This is a genomic window from Pacificoceanicola niger (assembly GCF_048553275.1).
GTDB lineage: Bacteria > Pseudomonadota > Alphaproteobacteria > Rhodobacterales > Rhodobacteraceae > Pacificoceanicola.
Genome location: NZ_JBLZMW010000015.1, coordinates 77,908 through 97,309 on the forward strand (window position 1 = coordinate 77,908; position 19,402 = coordinate 97,309).

Annotated in this window: 20 protein-coding genes; 11 read left to right on the plus strand and 9 right to left on the minus strand. The window is 62.6% G+C overall.

Features of this window, described 5'->3' with window-relative positions:
• Position 1: 1 nt before the first annotated feature.
• From ACN2XU_RS17675 to frr, 3 genes are all read right to left on the minus strand, one after another.
• Entirely contained in the window at positions 2–784 is a 783-nt protein-coding gene (locus tag ACN2XU_RS17675) for a phosphatidate cytidylyltransferase (RefSeq protein WP_419411784.1), read from the minus strand.
• Entirely contained in the window at positions 781–1,506 is a 726-nt protein-coding gene (gene uppS, locus ACN2XU_RS17680) for an undecaprenyl pyrophosphate synthase (protein ID WP_419411785.1), read from the minus strand. Before uppS ends, ACN2XU_RS17675 begins: the two co-directional genes overlap by 4 nt.
• A gap of 102 nt (positions 1,507–1,608) precedes the next feature.
• Positions 1,609–2,172, minus strand: a complete 564-nt coding sequence (frr, locus tag ACN2XU_RS17685) for a ribosome recycling factor (protein ID WP_419411786.1) — start codon at positions 2,170–2,172, stop codon at positions 1,609–1,611.
• A gap of 341 nt (positions 2,173–2,513) precedes the next feature.
• Here frr and ACN2XU_RS17690 point away from each other — a divergent pair, with 341 nt between their 5' ends.
• Complete coding sequence (locus ACN2XU_RS17690) at positions 2,514–3,488, plus strand: GlxA family transcriptional regulator (protein WP_419411787.1); 975 nt, start codon at positions 2,514–2,516, stop codon at positions 3,486–3,488.
• Here ACN2XU_RS17690 and pyrH read toward each other — a convergent pair.
• Positions 3,439–4,170: a UMP kinase gene (pyrH, locus tag ACN2XU_RS17695; RefSeq protein ID WP_419411788.1), complete on the minus strand. Its 732-nt coding sequence runs from the start codon at positions 4,168–4,170 to the stop codon at positions 3,439–3,441. The genes ACN2XU_RS17690 and pyrH overlap by 50 nt on opposite strands.
• 121 nt (positions 4,171–4,291) lie before the next feature.
• Between pyrH and miaA the strand changes: the two genes are divergently transcribed.
• The 4 genes from miaA (at position 4,292) to ACN2XU_RS17715 (ending at position 8,953) form a co-directional block, all read left to right on the plus strand.
• Positions 4,292–5,203 (plus strand): tRNA (adenosine(37)-N6)-dimethylallyltransferase MiaA, encoded by a 912-nt coding sequence (miaA, locus tag ACN2XU_RS17700; protein WP_419411789.1) that lies wholly within the window; start codon positions 4,292–4,294, stop codon positions 5,201–5,203.
• The gene (locus tag ACN2XU_RS17705) at positions 5,200–6,042 is read left to right on the plus strand and encodes a helix-turn-helix domain-containing protein (RefSeq protein ID WP_419411790.1); all 843 of its coding nucleotides are present in this window, start codon (positions 5,200–5,202) and stop codon (positions 6,040–6,042) included. Before miaA ends, ACN2XU_RS17705 begins: the two co-directional genes overlap by 4 nt.
• Before the next feature lie 205 nt (positions 6,043–6,247).
• Positions 6,248–7,918 carry an ABC transporter substrate-binding protein gene (locus tag ACN2XU_RS17710; RefSeq protein WP_419411791.1) on the plus strand — a complete coding sequence of 557 codons (1,671 nt, stop codon included), beginning with the start codon at positions 6,248–6,250 and terminating at the stop codon, positions 7,916–7,918.
• A 159-nt stretch (positions 7,919–8,077) separates the two neighbouring features.
• Entirely contained in the window at positions 8,078–8,953 is an 876-nt protein-coding gene (locus ACN2XU_RS17715; protein ID WP_419411792.1) for an endonuclease/exonuclease/phosphatase family protein, read from the plus strand.
• A gap of 53 nt (positions 8,954–9,006) precedes the next feature.
• On the opposite strand, the gene ACN2XU_RS17720 is transcribed toward ACN2XU_RS17715, so the two are convergent.
• A complete protein-coding gene (locus ACN2XU_RS17720; protein ID WP_419411793.1) occupies positions 9,007–9,612 on the minus strand; it encodes a lytic transglycosylase domain-containing protein in 606 nt (201 codons plus the stop codon).
• Positions 9,613–9,754: 142 nt separating this feature from the next.
• Between ACN2XU_RS17720 and ssb the strand changes: the two genes are divergently transcribed.
• Both ssb and ACN2XU_RS17730 read left to right on the plus strand, forming a co-directional pair.
• Positions 9,755–10,279, plus strand: coding sequence for a single-stranded DNA-binding protein (gene ssb, locus ACN2XU_RS17725; RefSeq protein WP_419411794.1), 525 nt, complete (start codon positions 9,755–9,757; stop codon positions 10,277–10,279).
• A gap of 234 nt (positions 10,280–10,513) precedes the next feature.
• Positions 10,514–11,377 (plus strand): VPLPA-CTERM sorting domain-containing protein, encoded by an 864-nt coding sequence (locus ACN2XU_RS17730; RefSeq protein WP_419411795.1) that lies wholly within the window; start codon positions 10,514–10,516, stop codon positions 11,375–11,377.
• 75 nt (positions 11,378–11,452) lie between these two features.
• Here ACN2XU_RS17730 and aroB read toward each other — a convergent pair whose 3' ends face one another.
• The gene (gene aroB / locus ACN2XU_RS17735) at positions 11,453–12,568 is read right to left on the minus strand and encodes a 3-dehydroquinate synthase (RefSeq protein ID WP_419411796.1); all 1,116 of its coding nucleotides are present in this window, start codon (positions 12,566–12,568) and stop codon (positions 11,453–11,455) included.
• Complete coding sequence (locus tag ACN2XU_RS17740) at positions 12,565–13,137, minus strand: shikimate kinase (RefSeq protein ID WP_419411797.1); 573 nt, start codon at positions 13,135–13,137, stop codon at positions 12,565–12,567. The genes aroB and ACN2XU_RS17740 overlap by 4 nt, the downstream gene beginning before the upstream one ends.
• 97 nt (positions 13,138–13,234) lie before the next feature.
• Here ACN2XU_RS17740 and ACN2XU_RS17745 point away from each other — a divergent pair, with 97 nt between their 5' ends.
• Genes ACN2XU_RS17745 through ACN2XU_RS17755 form a run of 3 tightly spaced genes read left to right on the plus strand, consistent with a single transcriptional unit; the run spans position 13,235 to position 15,802 of the window.
• Positions 13,235–13,384: a hypothetical protein gene (locus ACN2XU_RS17745; protein ID WP_419411798.1), complete on the plus strand. Its 150-nt coding sequence runs from the start codon at positions 13,235–13,237 to the stop codon at positions 13,382–13,384.
• Between the two features lie 19 nt (positions 13,385–13,403).
• The gene (locus ACN2XU_RS17750; protein ID WP_419411799.1) at positions 13,404–14,879 is read left to right on the plus strand and encodes a hypothetical protein; all 1,476 of its coding nucleotides are present in this window, start codon (positions 13,404–13,406) and stop codon (positions 14,877–14,879) included.
• Positions 14,876–15,802, plus strand: a complete 927-nt coding sequence (locus ACN2XU_RS17755) for a site-specific tyrosine recombinase XerD (RefSeq protein ID WP_419411800.1) — start codon at positions 14,876–14,878, stop codon at positions 15,800–15,802. The genes ACN2XU_RS17750 and ACN2XU_RS17755 overlap by 4 nt, the downstream gene beginning before the upstream one ends.
• Here ACN2XU_RS17755 and ACN2XU_RS17760 read toward each other — a convergent pair.
• The gene (locus tag ACN2XU_RS17760) at positions 15,781–16,623 is read right to left on the minus strand and encodes a metallophosphoesterase family protein (RefSeq protein ID WP_419411801.1); all 843 of its coding nucleotides are present in this window, start codon (positions 16,621–16,623) and stop codon (positions 15,781–15,783) included. The two genes, ACN2XU_RS17755 and ACN2XU_RS17760, sit on opposite strands and share 22 nt — an antisense overlap.
• Positions 16,624–16,693: 70 nt before the next feature.
• On the opposite strand from ACN2XU_RS17760, the gene ACN2XU_RS17765 reads away from it, so the two are divergent.
• On the plus strand, positions 16,694–18,001 hold the full coding sequence (locus tag ACN2XU_RS17765) for an HlyC/CorC family transporter (RefSeq protein WP_419411802.1): 1,308 nt from the start codon (positions 16,694–16,696) through the stop codon (positions 17,999–18,001).
• On the opposite strand, the gene ACN2XU_RS17770 is transcribed toward ACN2XU_RS17765, so the two are convergent.
• A complete protein-coding gene (locus tag ACN2XU_RS17770) occupies positions 17,998–19,101 on the minus strand; it encodes a histidine kinase dimerization/phosphoacceptor domain -containing protein (RefSeq protein WP_419411803.1) in 1,104 nt (367 codons plus the stop codon). The genes ACN2XU_RS17765 and ACN2XU_RS17770 overlap by 4 nt on opposite strands.
• Between the last annotated feature and the right edge of the window lie 301 nt (positions 19,102–19,402).

Consider the following 19,402-nt stretch of genomic DNA (forward strand, 5'->3'; position numbering starts at 1 on the left):
GTCAGGGCCCCGGCGGGAAGCCGATGATCTGCCCTGCGATCACGAGAAATACCGACGCGCCAAGCATGCCGTCAAAGCGGTCGAGCAAACCGCCGTGTCCCGGTATCAGCGACGAACTGTCCTTGACGCCGCAACGGCGCTTGATGGCGCTTTCCGCAACATCGCCAAGCTGGCTGGCCATGCTGATCGCGACAGACACCCCGGCAAGGCCGGCCCCGGCCACGGTCCATTGCGCAAAGATCAGACCGACAACAGCCGCCGCGATCCAGCCCGCAACCGTTCCGGACCATGTCTTCTTCGGACTGACGCGCGGCCAGAACTTCGGACCGCCGATCATCCGCCCGGCAAAGTAGCCTGCCACATCCGTCACCACGACGACCAGAACCAGCCAGAGCATCCAGAGCAGGCCAAAATCATCGCGCAGGCCTGTCATGCCAAAACCCGCGAGCAGGATGAGCGCCGTAAAGACACCGTAAGTCACCCCGCCGCGGCCCATACGGCCAAGCCCGACCATCGAGGGCGCCAGCAACAGCGGCAAGGCCACGGCGGCTGGCAAATGCGGTGCCAGAAACGAGACCAGCGCCGCCAGGCCGCCAAGCATCAACGCCTCGGTCCGGCGTTCCGGGTCCAGCATGCGCACCAGTTCCCAGACCATGAGGCCCGAAATCAAACCGATCAACGCATGAAACCACAGTCCACCAAGCCAGACCGTCATCAGGCCCACAACGATCATCGCAACGCCCGACAGAACGCGCGGCTTGAGGTCTTCCCAGTTGGCACTCATTTCTTCACGGCTCCAAACCGGCGGTCGCGTCTGGCAAAGGATCGCACCAGCTCGCCCAGTTCAAGGGCGGTGAAATCCGGCCAGAGCGTGTCGACAAATTCGTATTCCGCGTAGGCCGATTGCCAGAGCAGGAAGTTCGAAATCCGCGCCTCGCCGCTGGTGCGGATCACAAGGTCCGGATCCGGCAGGACATGTGTATCAAGATAGCGCGGCAGCGTCTCCTCATCCACCGATGCCGGATCGAGCTTTCCGTCCGCCACATCCTGCGCCAGCCGTTGCGTGGCGCGGGCGACCTCATCGCGACCCCCATAATTCAGGGCAATGGTCAGGTTCGTCCCCGTGCAGGACGCAGTCAGTTGTTCGAGTTCGTCCATGAGGCCGATCAGCTTGTTGTCGAGCCGCACCCGGTCTCCGATAAAGCGGACCTGGACGTTCTGCTTCTTGAGCGCGCGCGCCTCCTTGGCGATATACCGGCGGAACAGGCTCATCAGCCCGGCCACCTCGACCTGTGTGCGTTTCCAGTTCTCGGTCGAAAAGGCAAAGATCGTCAGATACTTTATACCAAGGTCGGGGCAGGCTTCGACGACTTCGCGCACCCGTTTGGCGCCCGCGTGATGCCCAAACAGCCGGGGCCGTCCGCGCATGGTCGCCCAGCGGCCATTGCCATCCATGATGATGGCCACGTGACGCGGGCCATGGGTCTCACGGAGGGAATGTTTCATCAGGGCGTCCTTGCAATCCGGCTTCAGCCGGAAGTGTAGATGATCGCTCAGGCACTCGCCAAAGGCAACGGGCGGGTCGGCAAGACACCGCCCGGACCCGGCTCAGACCTGCATGATCTCTTCTTGCTTGTTCTCAAGCGCCGCATCGACGTTCTTGATGTATTTGTCGGTCAGCTCCTGGACTTCCTGCTCCCAGAACTTCTGGTCATCCTCGCTGAGGCCATCGGCCTTGGCTTTCTTGATCTGGTCCATCCCGTCGCGGCGTACGTTTCGGACGCTGACGCGGGCGTGTTCGGCATAGGTACCGGCAACTTTGCCAAGCTCGCGGCGACGCTCTTCGTTCAACTCCGGGATCGGGAGCATGATGATCGTGCCGTTGAGCTGCGGATTGATGCCGAGGCCCGACTCGCGGATGGCCTTTTCAACCTTGCCGACAAGACCCTTGTCCCACACGTTGATCGTGACCATGCGCGGCTCCGGCACGTTGACCGTCCCGACCTGGTTGATCGGTGTCATGCTGCCATAGGCATCGACCATGATCGGCTCAAGCATTGAGCCGGACGCACGACCTGTGCGCAGCGACGCGAATTCGGTACGCAAGTTGGCGATCGCGCCATCCATGCGGCGCTTCAGATCATCGGTATCAAGCTCGAAATCTTCTGACATCTGCCTGTCTCTCCCCTGTTCGGTGTCGCCGAAACCCGGCGGCGCAATTTGGTGATGCTATAACCAAAGAACGTGCGTGTTGTATAGAGCATGGCTTTGGAGGGAAACCGTAAATTCGGCGAGTTCCGGCACCGCATGGGCCGGGCATCGCGGCGCATGCAAATGCTGTGCGGAATTCATCGAACCCAACCCTGTTCGAAAAGCCTGCCAGATTGCGGCATCGCTCAGAATTCTCCCGATTTCGTGCGCAAAAGGCAGGTCAAGGCAAGAGAGTCTTTACGTTTCTGCTCCAAAACAGCTCGTACCGCAGCAGGATCGGCGGGTTTCATAAAGAGGACAGGATGCAAGTCTGTTTCGTGGTATGCCCCGACGCGCCCATGCTGGATATGGCCCTGACGCGGCATGTGCTGGAACACGCCAACCGCGCCGCCGGACGGCCCTTGATCACCTTCCGCACCCGCACCCTGACCGGAGAGCCGGTCGCCACCGCCGAGGGCGCGCGGCTCTTTCCTGATGCCAAGGGCTGGGATCGTGGGCCGGGGCTCGATCTTATTCTTGTCTTCGCCGGCCAAAGCCCCTTGGCGCGGATTCCCTTTGGACTTCGTGGGTTCTTGCTCGATGCGGACCGGATCGGCGCAACGATTGGCGGGATTGGGTCCGGGACGCAAATTCTGGCCGAGCTGGGCTTGCTAGCCGGGCGTGAGGCTGTGCTGTCAGGCCCCTTGCCGCAGGACCGCGATCCGCTCTGGCCTGACATCGCGCGCACGCAGGCTCCCTTTGTCCTGGCGCGGCAGCGTCTGACGACGCCCGGCGGCCTGACGGTGATCGATTCCCTTCTGGCATGGCTGTCGCGGGCCATCGCTCCGGAACTTGCCGCGGAAATCCGCCGCGCGGCGCTGAACGGTGCCGCCCTCCCATCGCGCCCCAAGAACGAAGAAACCGCAGACCCCCTGCTCAGCCGGATGGAATCGGTCATGTCCGCGCATATCGACACGCCGCTGCCCCTGTCCGCCATCGCGCGAGAGCTCGACTTGTCACCAAAGCAGATGCGCCACCGCTGCCAGACCGGCCTTGGCAAGACACCAAGCCAAGTTTATCTTGATCTGCGGCTCGCGCGGGCAAGGCGTTTGGTGCAGGAAACCGGGCAAACCGTGCATGAAATCGCCAAAGCCACCGGCTTTGTCTCTCCCTCGGCCTTCACCCGAAGCTACAAGTCGCACTACGGCGAGACGCCAAGGGCGCTGCGCGCATCAAAACGCCAGAGTGTCAGCCGTGGACGCGCGTATACGTCCCCTGCCCTGCAAGGATCCCCTTGAACCCGCCGGGTTCGTCAAGCGAGAATACGATAATCGGCAGATTGTTGTCGCGGGCCAGAGCGATAGCGCTGGCGTCCATGACATTGAGATGCTGCGCAAGCACATCGTCATAGGACACGCTGTCGTAGCGCACCGCATCGGCATGTTTGACCGGATCCTTGTCGTAGACGCCGTCCACCTTCGTGCCCTTGAAGATTGCTTCGCAGGCCATTTCATTCGCCCGCAGCGTCGCGGCCGTGTCGGTGGTGAAATATGGATTTCCCGTTCCGGCGGCAAAAATGCAGACACGCTTTTTCTCAAGGTGACGCACGGCACGTCGGCGAATGTAGGGTTCGGCCACCTCATCCATGCGAATGGCACTGATGACCCGGCAAAACACCCCCAACCCTTCGAGCGCGGACTGCAGCGCAAGGGCGTTCATCACTGTCGCAAGCATGCCCATGTAATCCGCCGTGGTGCGTTCCATGCCCTGCGCGCTGCCCGCGAGCCCGCGAAAAATGTTGCCGCCGCCAATCACCATGCAGATCTCGACGCCCATGTCGTGCACGGTTTTCACTTCGTTGGCGATGCGCTGAACCGTCGGCGGATGCAGGCCAAAGCCCTGATCCCCCATCAAGGCCTCGCCGGAGATCTTCAACATCACGCGTCTGAACTTTGTTTCTGGCGTGCCGGTTTCGGTCATGTTGCGCTCCATCTAGGCTGGGGGATATGATCGCGCCATATTTGGCGCAAATCCGCAGTGGCTGCAATGGCTCGCTGCTGCAATGCGGCAATGGCAAGCAACAGGACCGGACCAGAGCAAAATGGCAGTGTCGCACATGGTGGCCGCGAGAGAAATCGCGCGAGAATTCGACCCTGCGCGGCCGGTTTTGATCGCCGGACCCACGGCCAGCGGAAAATCCGCGCTGGCGCTGGCGCTCGCCGAACTACAGGGCGGCGTGATCGTCAACGCTGACGCCATTCAGGTCTACGAGAACTGGCGAATCCTGACCGCGCGGCCCTCCGCTGAAGACGAAAACCGTGCACCCCATGCGCTTTATGGGCACGTGGCGGGCGATACGCCCTATTCCGTCGGAGACTGGCTGCGGGCTGTTGCGGACTTGCGCCAATCCGGGGCGCGGTTGATCGTGACTGGCGGCACGGGGCTGTATTTCACTGCCCTGACCGATGGATTGGCGGAGATTCCGGCCACGCCGCCGGAGATCCGCGCGGAAGGCGCCGCGCTGCTGGCAAAGATCGGGCTCGAAGCAATGGTCGCGGACTTGGATGCCGAAACCGCCGCGCGCATTGATCGGAACAATCCGGCCCGCGTGATGCGCGCCTGGGAGGTGCTTCGGAGCACGGGACAGGGGCTGGCCGCCTGGCAGGCGCAGACACCGCCGCCACTCTTGCCGCTCAATCATGCGCAAACTGCCCTTTTTGAGGCGCCAAAAGACTGGCTGACACCGCGGATCGAGGCACGATTCGACAAGATGATCGCCACCGGAGCATTGGAGGAGGCACAGGCCAACCTGCCTTCCTGGTCCCCGACCCTGCCGTCTTCAAAGGCCATCGGAGCGGCCGAGTTGATTGCCGTGGTGCGGGGGGAGATGCCGCTCCCGGCCGCCTCTGCGCGCGCCACGATCCTGACGCGGCAATTCGCCAAGCGCCAGCGCACATGGTTCAAGGCCCGCATGTCCGGCTGGCGCAGGGTTCATCCCGGGGCGTTGGCATGAGCGGCGTGCCCACCTTTCTGCGCAAGGCCATGCCTCCGGCCCCGGCTCCGAAAGGACCGGTTGCCTGCGGCTCTTTTGGTCTCGCGGCGCAGGGTGCGGCCTGGAAATACGGTTTGCAACATGACCGGCCAGACAACTATTTGTTGTGGATCACACGGGGTCAGGGCCGGGTGATCGTAAACGGGGTCCGGCGCGGCCTGTCGATGCACAGCGCCCTTTTTCTGCCTGCAGGCACCCTGTTCTCCGTCGATCTGCCCAACACCGCGCAGGCGCTCTATCTTGAAAGCCCGGCGGGGCTGACCGGCAGGCTGCCGAAAGATCCCGTGCACCTGCGCATCCGCGAGAGCCTGGCACAGGCAGAACTGACGGGCACCATGGACACGATTCAACGCGAGCTTGCACAACGCAGGCCACTGCTGGAAGAGGCCATCGAGGCGTATGTCGCGTTGCTGGGGGTATGGCTGAACCGGCAGATGCAGGCGGGACAGGCGGACGAGAGCCGCGACACCGCCGCCACACGGCTTGTTCGGCAATTCGCCCAGAAGGTCACCCGGGATTTTCGAACGCCTCTTGCGATGGCGGCCTATGCGGAAGCTCTGAACGTGACCCCCACGCATCTGAGCCGCGTGTGCCGCCAGACCTGTGGCAAGACCGCCGCCGATATATTGACCGAACGCAAATTGCACGCGGCACGCATTGCCCTCGCCAGCCCCACGCCCGCCGTGCAGATCATCGCCCGCGATCTCGGCTTTGCCTCGCCGGCCTATTTCACCCGGTTCGTGCAAAATCACACCGGACTGTCGCCGACGGCCCTGCGGGCGCAATCGCGCAGCCGCTGAGCTTTGCCCAGGTCAAATAACGCAGGAGAATTGGCGTTTCAGGAACATTTTGCCGATACTGGCCGGTCCGGACCCGAAGAAACGAAGCATTGACCCCGGGCAAAGAGTCATGCGCAATAGTCCCTGAAGGGTGCAGACCATGCCTCGCATCTCGGGCATCAGGACGCGCGCCACGGGAACTCAGGCCGATCTCAGGGAGACACGCATGACGCATACGTCCGACGGCACCCGGATCCATCCGGCGGCCCGTATGTACGCAGAAGAACTCAGGGCCGGGCTGCTGGATCGCCGCGAGTTTCTTGTGCGGACCACGGCTCTGGGCGTGTCGGTCCCGGCGGCCTATGCGTTTGGCGGTCTGGGGAGTCCTGCCGAGGCCGCCACCCCCATGCAGCAAGGTGGCACCCTGCGCATTCAGCAAGAAGTGCGTGCCCTGAAGGACCCGCGCACCTTTGATTGGACGCAGATTTCCAATTTTACCCGCGGCTGGCTCGAATACATGGTCGAATACAACCGCGACGGCAGCCTGCGCGGCATGCTGCTCGAAAGCTGGGAAGCCAATGACGATGCCACCGAGTACACGTTGAACGTGCGCAAGGGCGTGACGTGGAATACCGGCGAGGCCTTTACCTCCGCCGATGTGGTGCGGATGATCGCGTATTGGTGCGACCGCTCCGTCGAGGGCAATTCGATGGCCGCGCGCATGGCACCGCTGATTGACGCAGAGACGAACAAACTCATGGCGGGCGCGGTCACGGCGGTGGACGACCACACGGTCAGGATCGTGCTGCCCATCTCGGACATCACGATCATTGCCGGCATGGCCGACTACCCGGCCGCCGTCGTTCACAGCTCTCACGACCCGGCAGCCATGCTGACCAATCCCATCGGCACCGGACCCTACCTGCCCGAAAGCCTTGAGGTCGGTAAAAAGGGGGTGCTGGTCAGGAACGTGGATCATCAATGGTGGGGCGCCTCGGCAAACGGCATCGGTGGCGCCGCGCTCGACCGGATCGAATTCCTCGACTATGGCACGGACCCCGCCGCGTGGATCGCTGCCATAGAGGCCGACGAAGTCGACATGCTGTATCAGAATGTGAACGAATTCATCGCGATCGGCGACGCCATTGGCCTGGAGAAATCCGAGGTCGTCACCGGGGCCACCGTCGTCATTCGGTTCAATCAACAAACGCTGGTTGACGGAACCGCGATCTATGCCGATCCGAAGCTGCGCGAGATTTTGGTCAAGGCGGTCGACAATGGCATCTGTCTTGAACTGGGCTATGCCGGGCTTGGCACAGTGGCCGAGAACCACCATGTCGCGCCGGTCCATCCGGAATACGCCGATATCGGTCCGGCCCCCTATGCGCCGCGGGACGCCGCCGCACGTCTCGAAGAGATCGGCATGGCCGCGTTCGAGCATGAGTTGGTTTCGCTGGATGACGGATTCACAAAGAACACGGCAGATGCCGCCGCCGCCCAGCTGCGCGACGCCGGGATAAAGGTCCGTCGGCGGGTTCTGCCCGGATCGACGTTCTGGAATGATTGGGCCAAGTATCCGTTCTCGACCACGGAATGGAACCACCGCCCGCTGGGTGTTCAGGTGCTTGCGCTGGCCTATCGGACGGGTGAGGCGTGGAATGAGTCCGGCTATTCCAACCCCGACTTTGACATCCGGTTGAACGCCGCCCTGTCGATTGCCGATGCCGAGGCGCGGCGCACGGTGATGGCCGAGATCGAAACGATCCTGCGCGGTGATTGGGTCATCATCCAGCCATATTGGCGCTCCCTCTATCGGCATTTCCGGCCCGGTGTTCTGGGCGCGGACATGCATCCGTCGTTTGAGATCCATCTCTACAAACTCGGCTTCGCGGCCTGATCGGACCCTGTCGTCAGGGGCGACTGACCCGCAGGTAGGCCTTCGGCACCGGCGAGGCGGACCACGGCGTCATTTACACATCCGGCCGCTTTCGCATAGGTTTCAACTATGGCGTTTATTGAACGCCAATAGCAACAACTGCCGCGAGAGGAATTTTCCATGCCCTTTGTGTTTGCAACCTTCAACACCGAATGGCTTTTCGACGATGAAGACCCCTTGAAACGCTGGGGTTTGCGTTTGCCGCCGGGCGGGATCAACGAAAAGATCGAGCGCATCGCGCAGGCTATCATCGCGATGGGTCCGACCCCGGGACGCGGGCCCGATATCATCGCCCTGCAGGAGGTCGAAGGGCCGGTGACGCTTGACCCGTTGCTGGCGAGGCTGCAGGCGCTCGGCTCGCCGCTGAAGCACGCCTACTGTTCGGAAACGCTTGATCCGTTCACCGGACAGAACGTGGCGGTGCTGAGCGCGACGCCGGTGTCCATTCGGCCTGTTACGCGCCTTGACCAAACCGCTGTGCCCTATATCGACGCGCGCGAGCGGGAGATGATGGGTTCTTTGGGCAAGTTCCTGCGGGTCGATATCGAGGTCGATGACACCGTCCTGACGATCTTCAATTGTCATCTGAAATCGCGCCGGGGCGGCACAGAAGAAACCCGCCGTCTGCGCGATGTGCAGGCCAAGATCATGCGCGATCTGTCGCGCCCGCGCGTCGAGCAGGGCAGCCTGCGCAGCCCCTCCTTTACCCTCATTGCCGGCGATATGAATGACGAACCCCGCACCCGCCCCATCGACATCATGGCAGGCAAGCTGGACACCAGTTACAACCTGATCTCCGCCACGGCCGAGCTGCCGATTGAGGAGCAATACACCTATATCTACGATGGCAAGAAACAGCAGCTGGATCACATTCTGCTGTCGAAATTCACCCATGACCGAATGCAGAGCGCCGGATTTACCCGTGTGCCCGAAACGACCTCGGATCATGACGCGATCTGGTGCGCAATGGATCTGACCCTGCCGCCCCCCGCGTGACAGATCAAAGGGGATTGACCGGAAGGTGTAATCCCCTCCGGGGGCGGCCAGGCTTAGCTGCCCCAGATTTTCTTGACGTAGTTTTTCGTCTCACGGTAGGGCGGTATGCCGCCATGTTTCTTTACCGCGCCGGGACCCGCGTTATAGGCGGCGAGCGCAAGGCGCCAGCTCTTGAAGGTCTCGAACTGCATCTTGAGATAGCGCGCGCCACCCTCAAGGTTCTGCTGCGGGTCATGCGGATTGACGCCCAACACACGCGCGGTGCCCGGCATCAGCTGGGCAAGGCCGATGGCGCCCTTGTGTGATTTGGCAGAGGCGTTGAAGCGCGATTCCTGATTGACCAGCCGCAGGAACAGATCCTCTGGCACACCATGTTTGCGCGCAGCGGCGCGGGCCATATCAACGAATGCACCGCGATAGCTGCCCCGATAGCTCGGCAGCGTTCCGTCGAGCGCGCCGTATTTGGTTGGGGTGATGACACTGGCCGGTTTGAGACGAACGGAGTTGTTGTACTGTTGGGATGCCCGGCTATCGAGAACGCGAGTCTGATTGGAAAACAGGCGGGCCCGGCCCTGCGTCGATACCTGTTCGGCCACCACGACCGTTGACGTGCATAGTAATGCCGCCCCGATCACAAGGCTCAAGATCCCCCGAAACATCGCACCGTCCCAATTCCAAGCACAAAATCGCCTGCACTATACCCAATCCTTCAGATTTGGCCAGCCGCCCCTTTATGCCCCGGCACGGGGTGGTATACCGTGCGGCAATTATCTGCCGACAAGATTCGAAGGGGAACGACGCATGGCCGGTTCAGTGAATAAGGTGATCCTGGTGGGCAACCTGGGGCGTGACCCTGAGGTGCGCAGCTTTCAGAACGGCGGAAAGGTCTGCAACCTGCGGATCGCGACCTCCGAGAACTGGAAGGATCGCAACACCGGCGAGCGCCGTGAACGGACGGAATGGCATTCGGTTGCCATCTTCAACGAAAACCTCGCCCGCCTGGCCGAGCAATACCTGCGCAAGGGGTCCAAGGTGTATGTCGAGGGCAAACTCGAAACCCGCAAATGGCAGGATCAGAACGGTCAAGACCGGTATTCGACCGAGGTCGTGCTGCGCCCCTATGCCGGTGAGCTGACCTTCCTTGACAGCCCGGGCGGCGCCGGTGGTGGTGGCGGCGGCGCCGGTGGCAGCTTTGGCGGCGGTGGCGGCGGCGGATATGATGACCGTGGCGGCTATGATGAGGGCGGATACGGCGGTGGCTCCAGCTCCGGTTCCGGGCCGTCGCGCGCCCCGGCCCGCGATATCGACGACGAAATTCCGTTCTGAGCCGAGGTGCTCTGAGAAAAGACAAGAGCGGCGCATCGTTTGCGCCGCTCTTCTTATAGGGGTGTACACTTATCCTGACACCACCCTGACCCATCTCCCGAACGGTTTTTTTGCGTTTCAACAGTCTGTTAACCACGAAAAAACCGGTCGAATTCTGGCAAAATGATGGCAACGCTGCTAAAAATAGAGCGCTTTTGAAACTTCGGACCATTCCACGTTAGCGCGAGAGGCCTCATGACCCTGATAAAGACCACGCTCTTCTCTGTCCTTGCCACAGCTGCCCTTTTTCCCGTTGCGGCCTCCGCAGCCACACTGACCGTATCCACCTCCGTGGACGTGACCCAGCGGATCAGCTACGATAAGGACGGCGATCCGAATTATGCGGATCCGTTTTCCGGCGAATATGTTTTTTGGGACGAGTACATCCGTATCCTGACCGAAGAGGCCAACGTTTGGGACGCGTCACAGATTCCCACCGCGCCACCCGCTGCTAACCCCTATGACATCGAAAGCACCGGAACGATCGGATTCAACTTCACCTTCGATCCCGCGACGCTCAATACAGCCGCCCTGGAAACCGGCGCATTCGATCCGGACACCGGCGCCAATCCGACCGTCGTGGGCGCCACGGGAACGGTGAACGCCACGATCACCAACGCGCAAGGCACAAGCACGGAAGTCGTGCCCGGCCCGATGCCGATCTACGCAAGCAACAACTTCGCGACAGGGGATGCGAGTATCGGAACCATCGACGCGATCTTCGTCATGATGTTAAACTCGACGCGTCCGGACGGATCTACAGAAGTCGGCTTCTTTGCGGCCGGGTTCGACGATAATTACTTTGAAAGCCTGACCGGCGGGACTTCGTTCAGCTGGGAGGACGCGAACCTGTCCTATCTCGAAGTGCGCAACTCGATCCATTCCTTTGACGGCGATCCGCTCTATGACGAAGAGGTTCGTGGATTCGGTAACGGCTACAGCGTGACGACAGGCGGCGCAGGCGGCGGTCTGTCCCCCGTACCGGTTCCGGCGGCCCTGCCGTTGCTGCTCGCGGGTCTTGGTGGTCTGGCCATGGTGCGTCGTCGCCGGAAGGGGTGATTACGGCCCGCAAGCATGATCCAAAGGGCGCCTTTCGGGGCGCCCTTTTTCGATGTCTGCGCAGGGGACTTCGGCTCAGCCGCAGGCGGCACGCTGCTCCGAGAGCAAACCAAGCACCGCCTCGCGCGGCACATCGGACGTGACAAAGCTTTGCCCGATGCCACGGGCAAGGATGAAGCGAAGCTGACCGTCGATGACCTTCTTGTCCTGCCCCATCAGGTCGAGCAAGGTCTCCGCGTCTGGAAGATCGCCGGAAATGTCCTTCAGGTCGCGCTTCATGCCCATCGTCGCAAGATGCGCACGCACCCTGCTCGGGTCTTCCTGCGAACACAGGCCAAGCCGGGCCGAAAGCTCGAAGGCAAGCGCGCAGCCGATCGCCACGCCCTCGCCGTGCAACAGCCGGTCGGAATAGCCCGTCGCCGCCTCCAGCGCATGACAGAACGTATGCCCCAGGTTCAGCAGCGCGCGGTCGCCCTGCTCTGTCTCGTCGCGCAGGACGATCTCGGCCTTCATCTCCACCGAGCGTTTCACCGCGTAAGTGCGCGCCGCCACATCGCCCGCCGCCGCGGCAGGGCCGTTTTCTTCAAGCCAGTCGAAAAAATCAGCATCGCCCAGAAGGCCGTATTTCGCCACCTCGCCATAGCCAGCAAGAAAATCGCGGCCGGTCAGCGTCCCCAGCACGCCGACATCCGCCAGAACCAGCGCCGGCTGGTGAAAGGCTCCGATCAGGTTCTTGCCCTGCGGTGCGTTGATCCCGGTCTTGCCGCCCACGGAGCTGTCGACCTGCGCCAGCAGCGAGGTCGGAACCTGCACGAAGCGCACCCCGCGCCGCAGCACCGCCGCCGCGAACCCCACCAGATCGCCGATCACACCGCCCCCGAGAGCAACAACCACATCGCGCCGCTCGACCTTCTGCTCCAGAAGCCATTCGACCGTGCGGGTGAATTGTGGCCAGCCCTTCGTCGACTCGCCCGCGGGCAGCACCAGCGACACTGACGCGATCCCCGTCGCGGCCAGCGCGTCCTCCAGCGATTTGAGATGCAGCGCTGCGACGTTTTCATCGCTGACGATGGCCACACGTTTGCGGTGCAGCAGCGGTGCGATCTCCTGTCCGGCCCGGGCAAGCAGCCCCTCGCCAATGCGCACCTGATAGGCCCGGCCCGGCAGTGGAACGTCAACGATTTGGGTCATGTCTGGCTCTCCAATACATCGGGGCGCGTCTCAAGCAAGGTTTCCCGCACGATCCGGGCCATCGCCTCCAATGAGCGCTGCGCCTCGGACATCACGATCACATCGGCCAGCCCATAGGTTGGAACACGCTTGTCATAAAGCGCCTTCAACGTGCCTTTCGGGTCCGGCGAGCGCAGCAGCGGGCGCGTGTCCTTGTGGCGCACCCGCTCCCACAGCACATCCAGATCGGCATTGAGCCAGACCGAAACGCCCTTCTTGCTGATCATTGTGCGGTTGTCCGCGCTCATGAACGCGCCGCCGCCGGTGGACAGAACGCAAGGCGTCGCATCCAGCAAGCGGTCGATGACCTGGGTTTCCTTGCGGCGGAAAAACGGCTCGCCGTCGCGTTCGAAAATCTCGGCGATGCTCATGTTGGCGGCCTGTTCGATCTCGTGATCGGAATCGCGGAATGGCACGCGCAACTGGCCAGCGAGAGTCCGCCCGACGGCGGTCTTGCCTGCGCCCATCATACCGACCAGCACAACCGTCTTGTGCAGGATCAGCCGCTTTGCCCGTGTCCCCTCGGCCATCTTACGCCCATTCGTTTCTTCGTTGCGTGAATGACGTGAACGCGACAAAAAGGCTAGGTATAAACTTTAAAAAACACCGAGGCAGGGAGAACCGCGCATGGGGCGCATACTGAAATATCTGTTCTATCTTCTTGTTCTTGGGGCAATAGTGCTGATCGGCTATGCTTATCTGGGACCGTTCTTCGGAGCGGATTTCAGCCCGCCCCAAACCGAGATTCGCCTGCCAGTCGAGCTTGATGCCAAATAGAACCAACAGAAATCGCGCCATGAAACGTTTGCTCGCGGGATTGTGCAGTGCCGGTCTTGCCTGGCCCGGCGGTGCGCTGCTGGCGCAAAGCGACCCCGTGGCTAATAGTGCGACGGCCCCGATCGTCTCGGAGACGCCGCTGGACAATCCCGGGAGCGGCGGTGCCGGCCTGTTGTCATCGCGCGTCACCGGCCTGCCCGGCACGCTCTGGATCGGCTCTGATCCCATGCGGCTGCGCGAATTGATCACCGCCGCGCGCCCGGCGGTGCCCGCCCTGCGCGAGCTTTTGCACACGCTGATGCTTGCCGAGGCGGATCCGCCCGCGTCCGGCGCGGCGGGCATTGCGCATCTCGGGGCGCGGCTCGATTGGCTGATCCGGCTTGGCGCCGTGGAAGAGGCGCAGGCCCTGATCGAAATCGCCGGGCACGATACGCCCGAGCTGTTCTCGCGCTGGGCGGATCTCAACCTGTTGCTTGGTCAGACAAACGCGCCCTGCGCCGCCTTGCGCAGCACGCCCGGCCTGAGCAACGACATCGCCTTGCGGATCTTTTGCACCGCGCGCAGCGGCGATTGGCAGCGGGCAACGCTGCTGCTTGGCTCGGCGCGCACGCTCGGCGATCTTCCCGCGCGCGATGTGGATCTGTTGGAGCGGTTTCTCGACGACGCGCTCGCCGAGGAGCGCCCGGCACTGATCCCGCCGGTGCGCCCGACGCCGCTGGAGTTCCGGCTGTTCGAAGCCATGGGCGAGCCTTTGCCGACCGCGCCGCTGCCGTTGGCGTTTTCGGTGCTCGATCTGGGCGGCGACAACGGCTGGCGCGCGCAGATCGAGGCCGCCGAGCGGCTGGCCCGTGTCGGCGCGCTGCCTGCCAACCAATTGCTTGGCCTCTACACCCTGCGCGAACCGGCCGCGTCCGGCGGGGTCTGGGACCGGATCGATGCGCTGCAAGACTTCGAGAAGGCGCTGAACCGCGGGGCGCCGGATGCGGTCTCGCTGGCCCTGCCCAAGGTCTGGTCACAAATGGCCAGCGCCGGGTTGCTTGTGCCCTTCGCGGATCTGTTTGCCGAACGGCTTGTCGGTCTTGGACTGAGCGGCCGGGCAAGCCGTATGGCGCTGCGCAGCGTCTTCCTTTCGCCCGGTTACGAGGCTCTGAGCAGCCGGATCGGCGATGAAGGTCCTGAGGTCCGGTTCCTGACAGCCATCGCGCGCGGGCAGATGCCGCCCGACGCCGGGGTGGTCGCGCTGCCGCATTCGGCAGCCGTGGCGGCCGGGTTCTCCGGGGCGCAGATTCCGGCGGTTCTGCACGAGCAACTGGCGCAGGGGCGGCTTGGCGAAGTCATCCTGCGCGCCGTGGCCCTGTTCAACTCAGGTGCCGATGGCAATGCTGCGGATCTGACCGATGCGCTGGTTACGCTGCGCGGGATCGGGCTGGAGGATGTGGCACGCCGGGCCGCCCTGCAACTGATGATCCTCGATGCCGAGCGGGCGCGGCGATGAGCGCCCGATTCTGGATCGCGAATTTTCTCGAAGCCATGGCGGCGGAGCGCGGCGCGGCGGGCAATACACTGGCCGCCTACGAGCGCGACCTGAGCCACGCCGAAACGTGGCTCGGGGATCGCGACCTGGATTTTACCACGGCGGAAAAGCGCCACGTCGAGGACTACCTTGTCTATTGCGATCGACAGGGGCTGTCCCGCGCGACACGGGCGCGTCGGCTCTCGGCGATCAAACAGCTCTATCGCTTTGCTTTTGAAGAAGGCCTGCGCAGCGACAATCCGGCGATCCAGATCTCCGGACCGGGGCGCGACAAGCGGCTGCCCAAGACTCTGACCATCGAAGAGGTCGACCGGCTGTTGATCGCCGCCACGGAGCAAGGGCGCACGACCGCTGACAACCTGCGCAACGGCTGCCTGATGCAGGTGCTCTATGCCACGGGTATGCGGGTGAGCGAGTTGGTCTCGCTGCCACTGAGTTCCGCGCGCGGCGATCCGCGCATGTTGCTGATCCGAGGCAAAGGCGGCAAGGAGCGCATGGTGCCGCTCTCTCCGCCCGCGCGGGAGGCGCTGGCAGACTGGCTGGCGGCGCGCGATGCGGAAGAGGACATCAAACGGGTCAAAGGCAAACCGGCCTCCGCTTTCCTGTTTCCCTCACGCGGCAAGGCGGGACATCTAACGCGCCACGGGTTCTATATGCTGATCAAGGAGATCGCGGTGCGCGCCGGTGTCATGCCGGACAAGGTCTCGCCGCACACGCTGCGCCACGCCTTTGCCACGCACCTTCTGCAGAACGGGGCCGACCTGCGCTCGATCCAGACGTTGCTTGGCCATGCGGATGTGGCGACGACCGAGATTTACACCCATGTGCTCGAAGAGCGCCTGCGCGCGCTGGTTCTGGATCATCACCCCCTGGCCAGGGACTGACGCCGCAGCCCGGCCGGCAGGATGTCTTCCGACGGCCACCAGCCGCTGCGCAGGGCGTAATGATAGCCTTGCGTCAAACCGGCCTGTTCCATCGCCTGTGCAGCGGCCTCGAAATCATAGCTCAGCGCGCAAATCTCTGCCTGCCCGTCGCCGTGCAGGATGGCATAGCGTGTCAGCGGCGCGCCGTCGTTGGGCGGCAGGCCGATGACCCCGGCATTGACCCAAAGCCCATTCTGCACCGGGGTCATGAAGGGCATGCCGCTGTGGCCGGCAAGAACAACCTTTGGCCCGCGCGGCGATGATGCTGGGGCGAGGCCAGCGATCTGCGCCTCCAGACCCTCGGCGGAAGTGTCCGGCCAGACAAAGCGGTTGACCGCATCGCTGCCACCATGCAGGACCCACACAGGGCCACGCGTCTTGTCTTCGAAACACAGCACATCTGGCAAAGCGGCCATCCAGGCCCGCGCTGCCGCACCGACCCGCGCATTGGCATGGGCATACCAGCCCGCCGCAAGACGATCGCAGACCGAGCCAGCCTCGAATCCGCAACCGCAATCCAGCGCCCCTTCCGCCAGTTGCCGTTCGACATTGCCCGCAATCACATGACAGCCCCAGTCCCGGATCTCGTCGATGGTCGCTTCGGGATCGGCACAGTAGCCGACAACATCGCCAGTACAGATACAGCGTTCCGGCGGAATGCCGCGCGCTTCGGCGACGGCACGTATGGCCTGCGTCGCCTGAAGATTGGAGTACGGCCCCCCGAATACCAGCACCGGACCGGCCGAAGACAGGACTTTGCGGCGGGTGGATGTGACCAACATGTTCCAAGCCCTTGAATGCAGAGAGCCCGGCCCCCATAACCCCTTTAATCAATAAAGGAACGCCCGCCACATGGAACCCGAAACCAGCCTGCTGGATACCGCCTTCTGGATCACATCCACGTCAATCGTGGCGCTGTTGATGCTGTCCGCTTTCTTTTCGGGGTCCGAAACCGCGCTGACCGCCGCCTCGCGCGGGAAATTGCGCAACGGCGCCGACAAAGGCTCGCGCGGAGCGGCGACGGCGCTCAAGATCACCGAGGACAATGAACGGCTGATCGGTTCGGTCCTGCTTGGCAATAACCTCGTCAACATCCTGGCTACCTCGCTGGCGACGGCGCTCTTTACCCGGCTGTTTGGTGAGAGCGGCGTGGCGCTGGCGACCCTGGTGATGACGCTGCTGGTTCTGATCTTTGCCGAGGTGCTGCCGAAAACCTACGCCATCACCAATCCCGAGACCGCCGCCTCGCGCGTGGCGGCCCCGATTGCTCTGATCGTCAAACTGTTTGCCCCGGTGGTGTCCGCGGTGCGGGTTCTTGTGCGCGGGGTGTTGCGGGTGTTCGGCGTCCCCACCGACCCGGACAGCCACATCCTCGCCGTGCGCGAAGAGATCGCAGGCGCGCTGCAACTCGGCCATTCCGAAGGCATTGTCGAAAAGGAAGACCGCGACCGCATTCTCGGGGCGCTGGATCTGTCCGAACGCACGGTCGAGGAAATCATGCTGCACCGCTCGGGTATCGAGATGATCAACGCCAGCGCCGATCCGCAGGAAATCCTGCAGCAATGCCTTGAAAGCCCGCACACCCGCCTGCCGGTCTATCGCGGAGAGCCGGAGAACATCGTCGGCGTCGTGCATGCCAAGGATCTCGTGCGCGCGATGTACAAGCTCTACGAGGATGGCGGCGCGGCAGAGGAACGCTTCCGCGAGTTCCGTGTTCTGGATGTCGCCATGAAGCCCTACTTCGTGCCGGACACCACGTCGCTCGACGATCAGATGCGCCAGTTCCTGCGCCGCCGCACGCATTTCGCGCTGGTCGTGGACGAATACGGCTCGCTGCAAGGCCTGATCACGCTGGAGGACATTCTCGAAGAGATCGTCGGCGAAATCACCGACGAACACGACCCGCAGGGCAGCGATACGCTGGAAAAGGGCGATGATGGCAATTACTGGATCGACGGGGGCATGACGATCCGCGATTTCAATCGCGCGACCGATTGGTCCCTGCCCGACGACGAAGCCAACACCATCGCCGGTCTGGTCATTCACGAGGCGCAGATGATCCCGACCGTCGGACAGGTTTTCTCGTTTCACGGCTTCCGCTTCGAAGTCGTCGCGCGCGAAAACAATCGCATCACACAGTTGAAGGTGCGTCCGCTCTAGGGCGCGGGCTCCAGTGGAACAGTAAGATCGAGACAATAGCCCCCGGGCTGTGGCCCGGCATTCATGGTGCCGCCGATTTGCTCGGCGGAGGCTTCCATCAGCCGAATGCCGATTCCGGTACTGGCGTCGATGGGGCCCTTGCTCTCGCCGCCAGTGCCATTGTCCCGGCAAATCAGCACAAGGCTCCCCGCGTCTTCCGACACCGCGATCGACACCACCCCGCCGGCGCCCTCCGGAAAGGCATGTTTGAACGCATTGGCGGCAAATTCGCTGATGATCAGCGCGAGCGAGGAGGCGACCTGCGGCGACACGGTCAGCGGCGCGCATGTGATTTCAAGCACGATGCCGGCCGGAGCTTGGCTTTGCAGCAGGACGACCATCCGATCAAGATACTCGGAGAGCGAAACACTCTTGTGGCTGTTTGATTGGTACAAGGCCGCGTGCAGCTCTGCCACCGCCGTCACCCGCCGGTCCACCGCCTGCAGAATGTCACGGGTTTCGTCATGGTCTGCCCGTGATCTATAGATTCGCAGAAAAGACGAAACCGTCTGCAGCGAGTTCTTGACCCGGTGGTCGATTTCATCGCGCAACACCTCTTCCGCAGCCAGTGCCCTGTGCAAGTCAAGCTGCTTCATGACCTGCTGCGCCATCACCCGCAGCACATCGCGCTGCAGATCCGTCAAGACGCGCGGCTTGTCATCCAGAACGCAGAGCGTACCAATCGCTCGGCCAGTCGGCGTGATCAACGGCGCACCTGCATAAAACCGCATCTTCCCGGTCATCCCGGAACACAGAGGGTTGTCGCGTGTGCGATCGTCATCGAGCGTATCGGGAATTTCCGTCAAGTCATCGTGTAAGATCGCATGCGAGCAGATCGAGGATTCGAGATCGGTCTGCGCGACATCCAGACCGACACGGGCTTTGAACCACTGCCGGCTGTCATCCACAAAACTGATCAAGGCTGTCGGAACATCGAGCAACCTCGCCACCAGTGCGACGAGCGCGTCAAAATCCGGTCCCGTCTCGGTGTCGAGTATATTGTACCCTTTGAGCTCTTCCAGGCGAACAGATTGATCGCCGGGGATGTCGGCCAATGTCATGATCGCCTCTCTTTCCTTTGAGTAAGCAATATTAGCAAATTCAAACGCTCTAGCAAGGCATTGATTTTATGCAAGAACATTACGCGACGACAGTCTTACGTAACGCAGTTTCCGATGCGTTCACGTTCGGGATGGCAACGCTGGCCGATCCGGACAGCCAGGGATTGCCAGGCCAGACGACGAGGTGGATTTCCCATGGCATGACCGGATCTCCCGCGCATCAATCCCGCACCGACCGTGCGAAGAAAGGACGCTATGCTACTGCAGCAATTAGGGAAACTCTTCTGCCCTGATACAATAT

What these genes read in the sequence shown, in the direction of transcription:
- miaA (WP_419411789.1), top strand. Translation starts at nt 4,292, where the DNA reads ATGGCAGTGTCGCACATGGTGGCCGCGAGAGAAATCGCGCGAGAATTC.
- ACN2XU_RS17755 (WP_419411800.1), top strand. Translation starts at nt 14,876, where the DNA reads ATGAGCGCCCGATTCTGGATCGCGAATTTTCTCGAAGCCATGGCGGCG.
- ACN2XU_RS17705 (WP_419411790.1), top strand. Translation starts at nt 5,200, where the DNA reads ATGAGCGGCGTGCCCACCTTTCTGCGCAAGGCCATGCCTCCGGCCCCG.
- ACN2XU_RS17720 (WP_419411793.1), bottom strand. Translation starts at nt 9,612, where the DNA reads ATGTTTCGGGGGATCTTGAGCCTTGTGATCGGGGCGGCATTACTATGC.
- ACN2XU_RS17765 (WP_419411802.1), top strand. Translation starts at nt 16,694, where the DNA reads ATGGAACCCGAAACCAGCCTGCTGGATACCGCCTTCTGGATCACATCC.
- ACN2XU_RS17710 (WP_419411791.1), top strand. Translation starts at nt 6,248, where the DNA reads ATGACGCATACGTCCGACGGCACCCGGATCCATCCGGCGGCCCGTATG.
- ACN2XU_RS17750 (WP_419411799.1), top strand. Translation starts at nt 13,404, where the DNA reads ATGAAACGTTTGCTCGCGGGATTGTGCAGTGCCGGTCTTGCCTGGCCC.
- frr (WP_419411786.1), bottom strand. Translation starts at nt 2,172, where the DNA reads ATGTCAGAAGATTTCGAGCTTGATACCGATGATCTGAAGCGCCGCATG.
- pyrH (WP_419411788.1), bottom strand. Translation starts at nt 4,170, where the DNA reads ATGACCGAAACCGGCACGCCAGAAACAAAGTTCAGACGCGTGATGTTG.
- uppS (WP_419411785.1), bottom strand. Translation starts at nt 1,506, where the DNA reads ATGAAACATTCCCTCCGTGAGACCCATGGCCCGCGTCACGTGGCCATC.
- aroB (WP_419411796.1), bottom strand. Translation starts at nt 12,568, where the DNA reads ATGACCCAAATCGTTGACGTTCCACTGCCGGGCCGGGCCTATCAGGTG.
- ssb (WP_419411794.1), top strand. Translation starts at nt 9,755, where the DNA reads ATGGCCGGTTCAGTGAATAAGGTGATCCTGGTGGGCAACCTGGGGCGT.
- ACN2XU_RS17730 (WP_419411795.1), top strand. Translation starts at nt 10,514, where the DNA reads ATGACCCTGATAAAGACCACGCTCTTCTCTGTCCTTGCCACAGCTGCC.
- ACN2XU_RS17715 (WP_419411792.1), top strand. Translation starts at nt 8,078, where the DNA reads ATGCCCTTTGTGTTTGCAACCTTCAACACCGAATGGCTTTTCGACGAT.
- ACN2XU_RS17690 (WP_419411787.1), top strand. Translation starts at nt 2,514, where the DNA reads ATGCAAGTCTGTTTCGTGGTATGCCCCGACGCGCCCATGCTGGATATG.
- ACN2XU_RS17760 (WP_419411801.1), bottom strand. Translation starts at nt 16,623, where the DNA reads ATGTTGGTCACATCCACCCGCCGCAAAGTCCTGTCTTCGGCCGGTCCG.
- ACN2XU_RS17745 (WP_419411798.1), top strand. Translation starts at nt 13,235, where the DNA reads ATGGGGCGCATACTGAAATATCTGTTCTATCTTCTTGTTCTTGGGGCA.
- ACN2XU_RS17675 (WP_419411784.1), bottom strand. Translation starts at nt 784, where the DNA reads ATGAGTGCCAACTGGGAAGACCTCAAGCCGCGCGTTCTGTCGGGCGTT.
- ACN2XU_RS17770 (WP_419411803.1), bottom strand. Translation starts at nt 19,101, where the DNA reads ATGACATTGGCCGACATCCCCGGCGATCAATCTGTTCGCCTGGAAGAG.
- ACN2XU_RS17740 (WP_419411797.1), bottom strand. Translation starts at nt 13,137, where the DNA reads ATGGCCGAGGGGACACGGGCAAAGCGGCTGATCCTGCACAAGACGGTT.